Raw genomic sequence first — 14,314 nt, 5'->3', positions numbered from 1 at the left:
GAGCACGTCATGGCGATCAACTGGGGTGCCCTCGGCATCGTTTTGGTGGTGGCGCTGGCCGCGGTGGTCGTGCTCACCGGCCTGTTCGCGTACGGCGTGCGCGGCCTGTCCGAACGCGTGACGGCACGGGCGCACGGCGGCAGCGGCACGGTTCAGCTGACCGGCGCGGTCGTGTGCTTCACGGTCTGCGCCGCGGTGGTCGGGTATGGGATCTATCTGATCGTGGCTTAAGCGAGCGCCGCTTCAGCGCGGGTTCGCAGTTCTTCGGGAAGCTCGTCGAGCAGCGGTCGCACCGTTGCTCGGCGAGTTTCGTTCAGGTGGGCCAGGACATCGAGCGCCGGTGCCCACAGCGATTCGTCCGCTGCGGCGGTGCGGACCAAGGCGGGCAGCCGGTCGTTGCCGAGCAGGCTGAGCATGTGGTCGATCCGGCTCCGGTCGTCCAGCACGTACGCGGTGTGCAGGAGACCGGCGTCGTCCAGCAGGCCGACGCAGCGGCGCACCGTTTCGTCCGGCAGGTGGCCGACGAAGCGGCCCAGCGTGATCCAGTCCTCGCGGCGGGTCAGTTCCTCGGCGACCGCCACGACCGTCGCCACCGGGATTCGCGTGATGATCGACGTCGCGCGCCGCGGGTCCAGCTCCGCCGCGACCGAGGCGAGGAACTTCGGCGACAGCCGCTTCGCGACGTCGACGCCGCGCGACACATCGACCAGACCGGCGATCCGCGCGCACAGCAGCGGGCCGAACACCTTCTCCGCGATCTTCGCGGTCACCGCCGCCGGGAGCAGCTTGCTCGCCAGCGCCATCCGCTCCAGCACGACGAGGTTCGCGTCGAACAGCGTGGTCGTCATCTGCTCGCGCAGCAGCCGCACCTCGCCCTGGTCGATGTCGGCGAGGTAGTCGAGCCGAGCGGGGTCGACGTCGAGCACCCGGGCGAGCTTGAGGATTTCCGGGTTCACAGGCCGACCGCTTTCCGGACCGCGCCGCGCAGCAACGCCGGCACGTACTTCAGGCTTTCCTCACCCGCGCGGGCGAGCGCCTGCGCCTGCCGGTGCCGGGCATCGCGCAACGCCGCTGCCAGATCCTGTTTGTGCTGCTCAGGCAGGGTTTCGATGCCGTCCGGCAGCGGAGCGCCGAGCTGCTCGGCCAGAGTGCGTTCAGCCATGGTGACCCATCATGCCTCACGATCGGAACCTTGACTTTCGGCAGTGGTGACGAATCGGGCGGCCCTTGTAGCGTCAACGGAATGAAGGAGGCGACGCGGTTTCGCTGGCGCGTGGCGTTCGACGTGCTGCTCTGGGCCGCGTTGTGCGGGTTCGTCGTGCTCGACGGGCCGCTCGACCCGAACGTCTGGGAACTCGTCTACGGCCTGGTGTCGGTCACCCTGGCGATGGCCACCGCCCGCGTCTACCCGGCGTTCGCGCTGGTGGTGGCGATGGCGACGGCGCTCGTCATCTCGTTCGGCTGGGGCGGCCGGGTGGCGGTGTGGGAGTTCTTCCTGATCGTCGTGATCTCGTACCTGGCCGGTCTGCGGCTCGCCCGGGCGCGCGTGGCGCTGATCAGCTTCTTCGCCATCGCGGTGGCCGGGATTCCGTTCGCCTTCCTCCCGTCCGCGGGATTCGACGCGTGGGGCGCGGTGCTCGGCACGCTCGCGTTCGCCGGGGTCGCGCCGTGCCTGCTCGGCCGCCACGTGCGGCTGCGCCGCGAACTCGCGCAGGACGGATGGCGGCGCGCGGAGGAGATGGAGAGCCGGCATCGACTGGTCGCGCAGGAAGCGCGGTTGCGGGAGCGCGCGCGGATCGCCAGTGACATGCACGATTCGCTCGGGCACGAACTGAGCCTGATCGCGGTACGGGCGGCGGCACTCGAGGTCGACAGCGAACTCGGCGACGAGCAACGCGAAGCCGCTGGCCAGCTCCGGGTCGGCGCGGCGACGGCGACGGAACGGCTGCGCGAGATCATCGGCGTACTGCGCGAGGACGCCGCACCGGTCGAGCCGGTGCAGGGCGATCTGGGAGAGCTGATCGACCGCGCGCGGGCGTCGGGGATCGAGATCGGCGCGCGGATCGACAGCCTCGACAATGCGCCGCCGATGGTCGCGCGGGCGGTCTATCGCGTGGTGCAGGAAGGGCTGACGAACGCGGCGAAGTACGCGCCCGGTGCGGCCGTTTCGGTCGACGTGACCAGCACCAGCGAGGCGACCGACGTGCGGGTGCGGAACGCGCCGCCGCCTGCTGGACCGTTGCCGGGCAGGTCTGGGCGACGGGGGTTGATCGGCCTGCACGAGCGGGTGCGGCTGGTCGGCGGAAGCCTGACCGCGGGCCCGGTGGGCGGCGGGTTCGAGGTGGTGGCGCGGCTGCCGCACGACGCCGCGCCCGCGCCGGAGTCGGACGACGAGGGGATCGGGCAGGCCGCGCGCGAGCTGGAACGCGCCCGCCGCGCCGTCCGGTCGAGCCTCGTGCAGGCGATCGTGGTGCCGCTGGGGCTGTTCGGGGTGGTCATCGGCGGTGCCGGGGTGGCGTTCCTGGCCCAGTGGTCGTCGTCGGAGCTGCCGCCGGACTCGTACGACCGGATCCAGCTCGGCATGCCGCACTCGGCGGTCGAACCGATGCTGCCCGCGCGCCAGCGCACGACGTTGCCGTCGATCAACGTGCCGCCGCAGCCGTACGGAAGCGTCTGCGAGTACTACGGAGCGGGCCGGAGCTGGCTCAACTTCAACGCCGCCGTCTATCGACTGTGCTTTGTGGACGGCCGAGTGGCGAGCAAAGACCTTTACAGTGAGGACGAACCGTGATCCGCGTACTGCTGGCCGACGACGAAGCGATGATCCGCGCCGGCGTCGCCGCGATTCTGGCCTCGGACAAGGAAATCGAGGTCGTGGCCGAAGCCGCGGACGGACGTGCGGCGGTCGAACTGGCGCGCGCGAACCGGCCGGACGTCGCGCTGCTCGACATCCGCATGCCCGGCCTCGACGGTCTCGCCGCGGCCGAGGAGATCCGCAAGCTGCTGCCGGACACCGGCGTCCTCATGCTGACGACGTTCGGGGAGGACGAGTACATCGAACGCGCGCTTGGCCTCGGCGCGAGCGGTTTCCTGCTCAAGGCGGGCGATCCGCGCGAACTGCTGGCCGGAGTGCACGCGGTGGCCGACGGCGCGGCCTTCTTGTCGCCGAAGGTCGCGCACCGGGTGATCACGCGATTGTCTGGCAGCCGGTTCAGCCGGGCCGCGACCGCGCGCGAGCGGGTGAACGTGTTGACGAACCGGGAGCGGGAAGTGCTGGTGCTGCTGGCCGAAGGACTGTCCAATGCGGACATCGCGGCGCGGATGTTCGTGGTGGAGGGCACGGTGAAGGCGCACGTGAGCACGATCCTGACCCGGTTGGACGTGCGCAACCGGGTGCAGGCCGCGATCACGGCTTTTGAAGCGGGGCTGGTGTGAGCCTCGGCGGTTGCCAACGGCTGATGCTGGCCCCGACCCGAGTGGTAACCGAGGCAGGCAGCAGCCGGGTGAACGCTGCGCGTAGCGCGACCGCCGCCGGGTTGCGCAGGAGCGGTCCGCTGGCACCGGCCTGGATCGACGCCTTCGCGACTTTCTGCGTGCGCGGACGACGTTCCGCGTCATAACGATGGAGCGCTTCGTCCACTGTGGACGCCTTGACGTGCGAGGCCAGCACCACTGCGTCCTCCAGCGCCTGGCAGCCGCCTTGCCCGAGGAACGGCGGCATCGCGTGCGCGGCGTCTCCGAGGAGCGCGATGCGGCCGCGGACGTAGCTGGGCAGCGGCGTCGCGAGGTGATGCGTGTCGTGCAGCAGGATTTCCGGGGTGGCGTCGATGAGCTGCGGGATCGGGTCGTGCCAGCGACTGTACTTCGCGCTCAGGTAAGCGCGGACGTCGTCGTGCCGGATCCCCGCCAGGCGCGCTTCCGACACCCACCAGTACACCTCGTCGTCCAGTAAAGGCAGGACACCGATTTCGATCCCTGCCGCCCACGTCGTGCTCAGCGTGGGCTTCAACGGCAGCTTGGCGATACCGCGGAACGCCGCGCCACCGCTGTACTCCACGCGCGCGGCCGGGAAAAGCGCCTGCCGGATCGGGCTGTTGATCCCGTCGGCGGCCACGACCAGGTCGGCCTCGATCAAGCCGGAATCGTGGTGCACCAAGCCGTTTTGCTCAATGCTGGTCACTTCGACGCCGGTCTTCAAACACGATTCCGGCAGTGCCGACCGCAGCGTTTCGATCAGGTTCGCCCGGTGGATCGCGCCCAGCGGCAATCCGTGGCTGCGAACGAAGAGGTCCGCGTCCCAGTTGGCCAGCCGACGTCCACGCCAGTCGACCAGTCCGCCGCCGCTCTGGGGTGAGATCCGCGGTTCGACGCCTAACTCCGCCAGCGCTCGCTGAGCGTTGGGCCACAACGAGATTCCCGCGCCGATGGCCGTGAGTTCCGGCGCCCGTTCGAGCACCGTGACCTCCCACCCGACCCGGCGCAGCCCGATCGCCGCAGCCAGTCCGCCGATGCCGCCCCCGACCACGACCGCGCGTCGCGAAGCCATGCCGACCTCCTCTACGTCTGTAGAGGACTCTACACCTGTAGTGTGCCGGGAGTGGAACGGATAGCCGTGATCGGCGACGCAGCCGTCGAGGTGATCGCCGCCGAGGGCATGCGCGGGCTGACTCACCGCGCCGTCGACCGGGCGGCCGGGCTGCCTGCCGGCTCGACGTCGTACTACGCGCGCACCCGGATCGCGTTGCTGGAACTGGCCGCGGACCGGATGGTCGCGCTGGACCAGGCCGAGGTCGCGCCGCCGGAAGGGAAGCTCGCGGAGTTCCTGGGCGCGATGGTGTACCGGTCGATCACCGTCGGCCGCACCAGAATGCTCGCGCGCTACGAGTTCGCGCTGGAATCGGTTCGACGCCCGGAGTTGCGGGCTCGGTACGACGCCGGCGGTCTGGACTTGCGTCGGCGATGCGCGGAAGTGCTTGCCGCAGCCGGCTCTTCGACGCCGGAGGACCACACCCGAGTGCTCATCGGCTGGCTCGACGGATCGATCTTCGACGCACTCGCGGGCACGGGCTCCCTCAACCTGCCGACCGAAGCCGAACTGGTCGAGGGAGCCCGCGCCGTGCTCGCCGGATTAGGGTTGTCGCTTGCCTGACTGGCCCGTAGCGGTCCGTGAGGGGAACCTTCACGGACTCTGATTCCCTCAGGGTTCCCCTCACGGACCTTCCTGGAAACCTGATCAGGCGTCGCGACGGTTCAGCAGGGCGGTCCCGGCGCCGATTCCGGCGACTGCCCAGATGAGGCAGATCAGCACGCCGATCCAAGGTCCGTACGGCGGCATGCTCCCGAACATCGGATTCGCGTCCCCGGGCGGAACCATCGCATTGATTCCGGCGAAGGCCGGGAAGTAGTTCATCGCCTCCGGGAACACGTACGACGACATCAGCATCGGCAACGGCAGCAGCAGCACGATCACCACCACCATCGTTCCCGCCGCGCTGCGCAGCACGAACGAAATTCCCAGGCACAGCACGCCGAGCAGGGCGAAATACGCCCCCATGCCCGCCGCGGTGATCGCCCCCTGTGCCAGCGACGTGGAACCCCCAGCCCCACGCATCAGCACCGAGGCGACACCCATGCCGACCACCGCGACAATTACGCCGTAGACAAAAAGCACCGGCACCAACACCGTCGCCTTGGCCGCCGTGACCCGAGCCCGCACCGGAACCCATTGCAGCGTCGAGCGAATCGACCCGCTGGTGTACTCACTGGTCACGAACAGCGTCGCGACCGCGAGCACGCAGAATTCGACCAGATAGACCGCCCCGGTATTGACGATGCCGTGGGCCGTCTGCTGGCGGTCGTCGTCGGCATGCTGCGAGATACCCGAAACGACGGAGTAGAACGCCATCAGCAGGGCACCGCCGATCAACGACAGCCAGGTCGCCCGCACGGACCAGAACTTGGTCCACTCCGCGGAAATCGCGAGCTTCGTCATGCCGTCACCCCGTATTCCACCGATCCGGCAGTCAGTTCCATGTACGCCTGCTCGAGCGAAGCGGTCCGCTCCTCCAGCCCGTGCAGCCGGACGCCCAGTTCGTAAGCCAGATCCCCGACCTCGGCCACGCTCGCCTCGCCGACGACCAGTTCGCCGTCCGCCTCGGGCAGCACCGACCGGCCGTTCCCCCGAAGCCAGTCCGCGAGTTTCGTCCGTTCGGCCGGGTCCGGCACCCGCACCGCGACCGACCGGCTCGAGTTGCCCGCGATGAAGTCGCCGATCGCCGCGTCGGCGAGGATCGCACCCTTGCCGATGACCAGCAGCCGGTCCGCGGTCAGCTGCATCTCGCTCATCAGATGGCTGGACACGAACACCGTGCGCCCTTCGGAAGCGAGCGAACGCATCAGCTGCCGCACCCAGCGGACGCCGTCCGGGTCGAGGCCGTTGACCGGCTCGTCGAACATCAGCACGCCCGGATCGCCGAGCAGCGCGCCGGCGATGCCGAGCCGCTGGCTCATGCCGAGCGAAAACGTCCCGGTGCGTTTGCCCGCGACGTCGCTCAGCCCCACCGTCGCGAGTACTTCCTCGACGCGGCTCGCGGCGATTCCGTTGCTGCGCGCCATCGCGAGCAGGTGCTTGCCCGCGCTTCGTCCGGGATGCATGGCCTTCGCATCCAGCAGCGCGCCGACCTCGCGTAGCGGAAACCGTAGTTCTGCATACGGTTTGCCGCGGATCAGCGCGTCGCCGGAGTCCGGTCGGTCGAGGCCGACGGTCATCCGCATGGTGGTGGACTTGCCCGCGCCGTTCGGGCCGAGGAACCCGGTCACCGTGCCCGTCTCGATGACCGAGGTGAGGCCGCTGACCACAGTTTTCTGTCCGTAGCGCTTCGTCAATCCGCGAAACGTGATCATAGGGCGAAGTCTGCGCCCGCGCGGGGTGCGCGGACATCGGCCGACCGTCCTGGGCCGACCCCGACTTTAGGCAGGGGTCGTGCGCGGCGATCACGGTTCTAACCGGGATTGCCACTCACGAGCGGGTCCGGCGGCTGGTGTGCCGGGTCGGCTTGGCGGTCGCGGGGTCCTCTGGCCACGGGTGTTTCGGGTAGCGGCCGCGGAGGTCGGCGCGGACGGCGGCATAGCCGGTGCGCCAGAAGGATTCGAGGTCGGCGGTGACCGCGGCCGGGCGACCGGCCGGGGACAGCAGGTGCAGCACCACCGGCACGCGGCCGTCGGCGAGCGACGGCGTCTCGGTCCAGCCGAACGTCTCCTGCAGCTTCACGGCTAGCACTGGCTGGTCGCCGCGGTAGTCCACCCGGTAGTGCGAACCGGACGGGACTTCGAGCCGGTCCGGGGCGAGTTCGTCAAGGCGGGCGGCTTCGGGCCAGGGGAGCAGGCCGCGCAGGGCGGTTCCGGCATCGATGTTCGCCAGGTCGGCTCGGCGGCGGACCCGGGAGAGATCGAGCCAAGCGTCTACATCGGACAGCAGGGCCTCGTCATCCACTGACGGCCACGGTTCGCCCAATGCGCGGTGCAGGAAGGCCAGGCGTTCGCGGAAGCGGGTGCCGTCTTGGCTCCAGCGCAGCAAACCGAGACCTTCGGCGCGGAGTCCGGCGACTACTGCGTCGTGGACTAGCTGCGGATCTGGGTTACGCAACGGCTTTTCGGACAGCACGATCGCGCCCAGCCGACGCACGTGTCGAGCGACGACATCGCCGTCCCAATGCACTTCGTCCACTTCGGACACCAGGGTTGGCGCGGCTTGAGTCGCAAGCGCTTCGTCGGCGGTCGCGGCGAGCCGGATGGTGCCGTGCACACGGCCTGGGTCGCGGGTGGCTTCGGCGACGGCCAGCCATTCGGCGTCGCCCAGCCCGCTGCCGCTGGGCAGTTCGGCCGCGGTCCCGCTGGCCATCAGATACACCGGTGCCGACCCCGCTCGCCGTCGCGCCAAGCGTTCCGGATGCGCGAGAGCGACGACCAACGCGGCATCCGGAGAGGCTTTGGCTGGCGAGTTGACCAAGGCGGCCAACCGTTTCGCGTCTCGTTGCCAGCGGCGGGCCGCGTCGTCGTGGGCGGAACGGAGACGTCGCAGCTCGGCTTCGACATCGGTGAGCGTGGCTCCGGCATCGAGCAGCGCAACCACTTCCGCGGCAGCACGCGCGCCGACGGCCTCCGCACCGTCCAGCAACGCGCGCGCCAGTCGGGGATGTAAGCCGAGGTCGGCCATCTTCTGCCCGCGTGGAGTGACAGCACCGTCGGCCGTGGTCGCGCCGAGCGTCTGGAGCAGGCTTCGCGCGGCGGCGAGCGCGCCTTCGCCGGGCGGGTCCCACCAGGCGAGGCCGGTGCCGTCCGGGGTGGACCAGCAGGCGAGTTCCAACGCGAACCGCGCCAGCTCGGCGGTGCGGATTTCCGGCTCGGGGTACGCGGGGAGCGTCGCCTGCTCGTGCTCCGGCCAGCAGCGGTACGCCCGGCCAGGCGCTTCGCGACCCGCACGACCAGCGCGTTGTTCCGCTACCGCAGCCGAAACCCGCACCGTCGCGAGCCCGGCGAGACCGCGTCGATGGTCTACCCGAGGGACACGCGCGAGACCCGAATCCACGACCGCGCGGACTCCAGGAACGGTCAGGCTCGACTCGGCGACGGCGGTCGCGAGAACGACTCGACGCCGGTCCCGTGGCCGTAACGCTTCGTCTTGCCGGGCCGCAGAAAGCCGCCCGTGGAGCGGGAGCACATCGGCGTCCAGCGAATTCAGCAGCGCCGATGTACGCGCGATTTCTCCCGCACCGGGGAGGAACGCGAGCACGTCACCGTCTCCTTCGGACAGTGCTTTCCGGACCGCCGACGCCACCGCAGCTTCCGGACGTTCTCCGCGCACCGGAGCGCGATAGCTCAGCTCGACCGGGTACGTGCGGGCGTGTGCGGTGATCACCGGAGCGTCGCCGAGCAGCTCGGCCAGCCGTCCGGACGCGACCGTCGCCGACGTCGCGAGCAGCCGCAGGTCGTCGCGCAACCCGGCACGGACGTCGAGGAGCAAGGCGAGCAGCAGATCGGCGTCGAGATGGCGTTCGTGGCATTCATCGAGCAAGACCGTCGAGACGCCAGCCAGTTCGGGATCGTGCTGCACCCGCCGAACCAGCAGCCCCGACGTGACTACCTCGATCCGCGTGCGTGACGACACCTTCCGGTCGCCGCGCACGGCATACCCGACCGTCTCGCCGACTGGTTCGCCCAGCAACGCGGCCATTCGCCCGGCCGCGGCCCGAGCAGCCAGCCGACGCGGTTCGGCGACCACGACGCGTCCTTCGCCGCGGTTCAGCGCGAGCGGCACGAGCGTGGTCTTGCCGGTGCCGGGCGGGGCCACGAGCACCGCGGCGCCGTGGTCGTCGAGCGCGCTCAGCACGGACGGCAGCACCGCGCGGACGGGCAGGTCCGGCAGCGAGGCTAGGTCGGTCACTGCTCGGTGATCTCCGGTGGATTCGGCAACGGATAGTTCGACGGCCCGATGTTCGTCTCCAGCGACTTCCGCCAGGCCCCGGTCGACACCATCTTCCGGATCGCGTCGTCGACGGCGTGCTGGCCCTCGGTGTCGCCCTTGCGCAGGCCGACGCCGTACCGCTCAGTGGAAAACGGGCGGCCGACGACCTTCAGCAGTTCCGGGTTCTGCGCGGCGTACCCGGCGAGGATCACCGCGTCCGTGGTGACCGCGTCGACCTGGTTGGCCAGCAGCGCGGTGACGCAGTCCGGATACCGCGGGTACTCGACCAGCTTCACCATCTGCGCGAACTTGTCCTTCACCATCTGCGCGGGCGTCGAGCCGGTGACCGAGCAGAGCCGTTTGCCGTTGAGGCTTTCCGGGCCGGTGATGTCCGGCGAGGTCAGCCGTACCAGCAGGTCCTGGCCGGTGACGAAGTACGGCCCGGCGAAGCTCACCTGCTGTTTCCGCTTGTCGGTGATCGAATAGGTGGCCACGACCAGGTCGACCGCGCCCGAGGTCAGATCGGTCTCGCGGCGGGCCGGGGTGGTCTCGTGCCAGGTGATGTGGTCCGGCTCGACCCCCAGTTCGCGCGCGACGAAAGTGGCGACATCGACGTCGAAACCGGCGAGCCTGCCGTCGACAGTTCGTTGCGAAAGGCCCGGCGCGTCGAACCGGATGCCGATGGTCAGGTGGTCGCCGTCACGCGCCCGGGTGGGAAGCGGATCGTCCTTCGACACCGTCGACGATCCGCAGGAGACGCAGCTGACCAGCAGAAACACGGCGGCGAGCACTGCGCGAAACCGCATCGGTGCCTCCGCTTCGCTGCTCGGCTGCTCACATGGTTCTCAGGTCAGACGGCTAGCCTAAGCGCGTGCGCCGACTGCCCCAACCTGTACTCGACACCATCGGCACGCTCGCCCGCCTCGGGCTGGCTGCTGTCTGGCTCGTGTCCGGCGGCGTGAAGATCGCCGATCCGGGGCAGACGTACATCGCCGTGCAGGCTTACGACGTGCTCCCGCACGCGCTCGTGCGCCCGGTCGCCACCGGGCTGCCGCTGCTGGAGCTGGTGCTCGGGCTGCTGCTGCTCGCCGGGCTGGCCACGCGCTGGGTCGCGGGCGCCTCGCTGCTGCTGCTGGCCGTGCTCGTCGCGGGCATCGCACAATCGTGGGCGCGCGGGCTGAGCATCGACTGCGGCTGCTTCGGCGGCGGTGGGCGCGTCAACGCCGGGCAGACCGAGTACCCGCAGGAGATCCTGCGCGACACCGGCTTCGCCCTGCTCGCGGTGTGGCTGCTCGTCCGGCCGCGCACGTGGTTCTCGGTCGACGGCTGGCTCGGCTGGGGCAAGGGCAGAAACTCGGGGAACTCAGACGAGTCTTCGGACGACTACCCCAAGAGCATCGCGGAAGGGAATTAGGAACAGTGGGTGGAGCTGCGCGCAACGCGCGGAAAAGCCGTCAGCAGGCGGCGGCCGCGAGGTCGGTCGCCCAGGCGCGGGGCTCGAAGAGCGACCGGAACAAGATCATCGCGGTGGTGATGGCCGTCGTGGTGGTCGCCGCGCTCGTGATCGGCGGCGTGCTGTGGATCAACTCGAGCAAGAACGCCACGCAGGACAGCGCGATCCAGCCGGGCACGACCTCGGCGCTCGGACCGGGCGTGGTCGAGAAGCGCGACGGGGCCGTGGTGGCGGTCGGCAAACCGGGCGCGCCGAAGACCATCGACCTGTACGCCGACTTCCTGTGCCCGTACTGCGCCAAGCTGCAGCAGGACTTCGGGCCGCGGATGGAGAAGGCGATCAACGACGGCCAGCTCACCGTGCGCTACCACATGGTGCTCCTGCTCAACAAGAACTCGGACCCGCCGGGCTACTCGCTCGACTCGGCCAACGCCGCGCTCGCCGCCGCCGACCAGCAGAAGTTCACCGCGTTCCACGACGCGCTGTTCAAGAACCAGCCGCAGGAAGGCGGTCGCGGGTACGACAAGGCCCAGCTGATCAAGCTCGGCCAGGATCTCGGGATCACCGATCCGAAGTTCGCCCAGGCGGTCAACGCCGGCACCTACGACCAGCAGCTGCAGACGGCGTTCCAGCAGGTCCAGAGCGACCAGAAGCTCCAGCAGGACTTCGGCAACGGCCAGGTCGGCTTCGGCACGCCGACGGTCGCGGTCGACGGCAAGGCCATTCCGGCTTCCGGGGACTGGCTGACCAAGGTGCTCAACGGCTGACCCTGATCCGGTCAATTCGCCTGTCCGGGCACAACCCGTCCGCTAACCTGGGCCGCAGGGTCCAGGGGAGGGGCGGGTTGTGTCCGGTTTTCATGTCGACGACGGCGCGTACGAGAACTACGCGAAGCAGGTCGACCCACTCGGCGACGAGGTGCGGGCGGCGGCGAAAGCACATCTCGGTCCGCACGTGACGCTGTCCGGCGACGGGTTCTCCGCGATCGGGGACGAATCCGGGTTCGCCGGCGCGTACGGCGCGCGGATGCGGGCGTTGCAGGAGCGGATGCACGCGCTCGGCGGCGGCTGGCACGACGTCGGCGAGGCCGCTCGGCGTACTCAGGGCAATTACGCCGCGGTGGAGCAGGAACACGGCGACGCGTTGCGCAGGTTCTCGTGAACGCTCCGGTCGATCATCTGGTCCGCAACGGGCTGGACACCACTAATCAGTTCGCGGCGAAGCTCAAGCACGATCCGTCGGCGATCAACGGCGCGCGCGACGGGCATGTCGCGTTGCAGACGTCTGTCGGCCAGGCGAATCAGCACGCGGGCGCTCAGCGGGTGAATCTGGCGCAGGCCAGTTCCGGGGCGACCTCGGAGCGGGCGGTCGCGACGTCGAAGGACCTGGAGAAGGAAGTCCAGGATCTGCTCGACGAGAGCGCGGAAATCGAGCGGGCGGTCGCGGAGGCGGCGGAGACGCTGCACGTCGGCGAGATCCGCAATGATCAGGTCCGGGACCAGATTCTGCGGGAGATCGCGTCTTCGATGAAGGCGCTGGCGGCGGTCAACGGGATCCAGCCGCCGGAGAGCCGGGCGGCCGCGGCTCGGCAGATTCTGTTGCAGCTGCAGACAAAGATCGGGCAGCTGACCGGACAGGCGGCGACGTTCACCGAGGAGACGCTCGGGAAGCTCACCGGGCTCGGGCAGCGGCTCGGCGGGTCGGAATCGACCTCCGCGAGCAGTGCGACGACGTCGGTGCCGCAGGCGTTCAACAACAACGGTGCGCACGTCAGCCACGGTGGCGGCGGGGGTGGCGACTCCGGCGGTGGTGGTGCTGGTGACGGCGGGTTTGCCGGGAAGCCGCGGTTGCCGGTGGCAGTTCCGCCGCAGCCGGGCAGCGGGGTCGGGATCAACCTGCCGGGCGGGAAAACCGTGATGGCACCGAATGAGACTGCGGCCAAAGCGGTTCGGGCAGCGTTGTCTCAGCTGGGCGTGCCGTATGTGTGGGGCGGGACCGCGCGCGGGCAGGGGCTCGACTGCAGCGGGTTGACCATGACGTCCTATCAGGACGCTGGATTGCAGCTGCCGCGGACGGCCAAGCAACAGACGGTCGGGGCTGAGGTTCCGTCGATCGATCAGTTGCTGCCGGGGGATTTGGTGGTGTGGTCCGGGCACGTCGCGATGGTGATCGGCGACGGGCAGATGGTCGAGGCCGGGGATCCGGTGCAGATCAGCAAGATCCGGACGACCAATGCCGGGCAGCAGTTCATTGGGTTTTACCGGCCTACGGGGTGAGTGGTGGCTGAATTCGACGTGGATCGCGCGGTGGCGCGGGTGATGGAGGAGGCTTCCCGGACCGGGGAGGCGGCCGCTGCTCGGTTCGAGCGGGCCGGGCCGGTGGTGGGAAAGGCTGCTGCCGGAGGGGTTTCGGTTGAGGTCGCGCCTGGTGGGTTGTTGACTGGGTTGACGCTGACTCGGGCCGCGTTGCGTGGTGGGTCGGAGGCCGTTGCTTCGCAGATCTTGGAGTTGTCCCGGCGGGCTGAGCGGCGGGCTGCGGATCGGATGCATCAGGTTTTGGCGCCGGTTTTGGGTGCGGAAGCGGTGGCTTCGTTGGGGTACGCGGCGTTGGCTGAGGATGATCCGGATTTTTATGACGAAGAGCCGGTGGTGTTGTGAAGACTCGGGAGCTTGTTGAGCTGGCTCGTTCTCGGGAGGCTGCGCTGGGGCAGGTTGCTTCGTTGATGTCGGAGGCTCGCGGGTCGGCTCATGCGGTGGACGGGTCGGTTGAGGTGACTGTGGATGCGTTGGGGGCGTTGAAGCGGTTGTGGCTTTCTCCTTCCTTGGTATCGGTGGATCCATCTCGGGTTTCGGCTTTGGTGCTTGAGGTTGTGCGGGTGGCTATGGCTGAGGCTGAGCAGGATTGCTTCAACCGGGTGGGGCTGTTGCTGGGGGAGGAGGCTGGGTTGCTTGTGGAGGCATTGTCCGGGCGGGCGGCTCCGGCTCGTTCCGCGGAGGATGATCCGGGGATGACTGTGGAGGAGTTTCAGCGGTTGCGGGGGGAGAGGTTGGGGGAGAGGCGGTTTCCTTCCCCCGTCGCTGCTGCTTCCGCTGTTGAGTCCACTGTGGAGTATGAGTGGGAGGGGTTTGATCCGGCTTCGTTGCGGTCGGATCGGTGAGGGGCGCCCCCTTCGGCATCTGCCGAGCTGTGCGGCCAGTGCGGTGGTGTTCTTTTCTTCTGGCGGTTGGCTGGTTTCGTGAAGGGCTCTGGTGGGGGCTGACGCCCCCTTCGGGGGTGGTGGTTGCGTGGGGCACCCCGAAGCTGATTGTGACTACGGCGCGGGGGTGCTTGTCAAGGCGGGAAAGATGCCTTGACAAGCACCCCCGCGCCGCGTTTTTGGCTTCGTATCGGGGTGCGGG

General features: G+C 69.2%; 17 protein-coding genes. 10 read left to right on the top strand and 7 right to left on the bottom strand.

Translation table 11 applies throughout. From position 1 onward, the window contains the following. Positions 1–9: 9 nt before the first annotated feature. Positions 10–231, top strand: a complete 222-nt coding sequence (locus D0D37_RS37100; RefSeq protein ID WP_116205251.1) for a hypothetical protein — start codon at positions 10–12, stop codon at positions 229–231. Here the strand turns inward: D0D37_RS37100 and D0D37_RS37095 are convergent. Next, on the bottom strand, positions 228–956 hold the full coding sequence (locus D0D37_RS37095; protein ID WP_116205250.1) for a hypothetical protein: 729 nt from the start codon (positions 954–956) through the stop codon (positions 228–230). The genes D0D37_RS37100 and D0D37_RS37095 overlap by 4 nt on opposite strands. Then, positions 953–1,162 (bottom strand): hypothetical protein, encoded by a 210-nt coding sequence (locus D0D37_RS46960; RefSeq protein WP_162834652.1) that lies wholly within the window; start codon positions 1,160–1,162, stop codon positions 953–955. The genes D0D37_RS37095 and D0D37_RS46960 overlap by 4 nt, the downstream gene beginning before the upstream one ends. A gap of 81 nt (positions 1,163–1,243) precedes the next feature. Between D0D37_RS46960 and D0D37_RS37090 the strand changes: the two genes are divergently transcribed. After that, a complete protein-coding gene (locus D0D37_RS37090; RefSeq protein ID WP_162834651.1) occupies positions 1,244–2,791 on the top strand; it encodes a sensor histidine kinase in 1,548 nt (515 codons plus the stop codon). Continuing rightward, the gene (locus D0D37_RS37085; RefSeq protein WP_116205248.1) at positions 2,788–3,435 is read left to right on the top strand and encodes a response regulator; all 648 of its coding nucleotides are present in this window, start codon (positions 2,788–2,790) and stop codon (positions 3,433–3,435) included. The genes D0D37_RS37090 and D0D37_RS37085 overlap by 4 nt, the downstream gene beginning before the upstream one ends. Here D0D37_RS37085 and D0D37_RS37080 read toward each other — a convergent pair. Further along, a complete protein-coding gene (locus D0D37_RS37080) occupies positions 3,407–4,546 on the bottom strand; it encodes an FAD-dependent monooxygenase (RefSeq protein WP_116205247.1) in 1,140 nt (379 codons plus the stop codon). The genes D0D37_RS37085 and D0D37_RS37080 overlap by 29 nt on opposite strands. A gap of 108 nt (positions 4,547–4,654) precedes the next feature. Here D0D37_RS37080 and D0D37_RS37075 point away from each other — a divergent pair, with 108 nt between their 5' ends. After that, positions 4,655–5,149: a TetR/AcrR family transcriptional regulator gene (locus tag D0D37_RS37075; RefSeq protein ID WP_162834654.1), complete on the top strand. Its 495-nt coding sequence runs from the start codon at positions 4,655–4,657 to the stop codon at positions 5,147–5,149. 84 nt (positions 5,150–5,233) lie between these two features. Here D0D37_RS37075 and D0D37_RS37070 read toward each other — a convergent pair whose 3' ends face one another. From D0D37_RS37070 to D0D37_RS37055, 4 genes are all read right to left on the bottom strand, one after another. Next, positions 5,234–5,992, bottom strand: coding sequence for an ABC transporter permease (locus tag D0D37_RS37070; protein ID WP_116205245.1), 759 nt, complete (start codon positions 5,990–5,992; stop codon positions 5,234–5,236). Further along, the gene (locus tag D0D37_RS37065; protein ID WP_116205244.1) at positions 5,989–6,903 is read right to left on the bottom strand and encodes an ATP-binding cassette domain-containing protein; all 915 of its coding nucleotides are present in this window, start codon (positions 6,901–6,903) and stop codon (positions 5,989–5,991) included. The genes D0D37_RS37070 and D0D37_RS37065 overlap by 4 nt, the downstream gene beginning before the upstream one ends. Positions 6,904–7,018: 115 nt before the next feature. After that, positions 7,019–9,442 (bottom strand): ATP-dependent helicase HrpB, encoded by a 2,424-nt coding sequence (gene hrpB, locus D0D37_RS37060; RefSeq protein WP_162834650.1) that lies wholly within the window; start codon positions 9,440–9,442, stop codon positions 7,019–7,021. Then, positions 9,439–10,269, bottom strand: coding sequence for a glutamate ABC transporter substrate-binding protein (locus D0D37_RS37055; RefSeq protein WP_116205243.1), 831 nt, complete (start codon positions 10,267–10,269; stop codon positions 9,439–9,441). Before D0D37_RS37055 ends, hrpB begins: the two co-directional genes overlap by 4 nt. Positions 10,270–10,367: 98 nt before the next feature. On the opposite strand from D0D37_RS37055, the gene D0D37_RS37050 reads away from it, so the two are divergent. From D0D37_RS37050 to D0D37_RS37025, 6 genes are all read left to right on the top strand, one after another. Then, complete coding sequence (locus D0D37_RS37050; protein WP_116205262.1) at positions 10,368–10,877, top strand: MauE/DoxX family redox-associated membrane protein; 510 nt, start codon at positions 10,368–10,370, stop codon at positions 10,875–10,877. 5 nt (positions 10,878–10,882) lie between these two features. Further along, entirely contained in the window at positions 10,883–11,683 is an 801-nt protein-coding gene (locus D0D37_RS37045) for a DsbA family protein (protein WP_116205242.1), read from the top strand. 79 nt (positions 11,684–11,762) lie between these two features. After that, on the top strand, positions 11,763–12,077 hold the full coding sequence (locus D0D37_RS37040) for a hypothetical protein (protein WP_116205241.1): 315 nt from the start codon (positions 11,763–11,765) through the stop codon (positions 12,075–12,077). Beyond that, complete coding sequence (locus tag D0D37_RS37035; protein WP_116205240.1) at positions 12,074–13,192, top strand: C40 family peptidase; 1,119 nt, start codon at positions 12,074–12,076, stop codon at positions 13,190–13,192. Before D0D37_RS37040 ends, D0D37_RS37035 begins: the two co-directional genes overlap by 4 nt. Beyond that, complete coding sequence (locus D0D37_RS37030) at positions 13,193–13,573, top strand: YbaB/EbfC family DNA-binding protein (protein ID WP_116205239.1); 381 nt, start codon at positions 13,193–13,195, stop codon at positions 13,571–13,573. After that, a complete protein-coding gene (locus D0D37_RS37025) occupies positions 13,570–14,073 on the top strand; it encodes a YbaB/EbfC family nucleoid-associated protein (RefSeq protein ID WP_116205238.1) in 504 nt (167 codons plus the stop codon). The genes D0D37_RS37030 and D0D37_RS37025 overlap by 4 nt, the downstream gene beginning before the upstream one ends. Positions 14,074–14,314 lie beyond the last annotated feature (241 nt).

The sequence above is a fragment of the Amycolatopsis circi genome (assembly GCF_003385235.1).
Classification (GTDB): domain Bacteria; phylum Actinomycetota; class Actinomycetes; order Mycobacteriales; family Pseudonocardiaceae; genus Amycolatopsis; species Amycolatopsis circi.
This window is presented reverse-complemented; position numbering and strand designations above follow the sequence as displayed.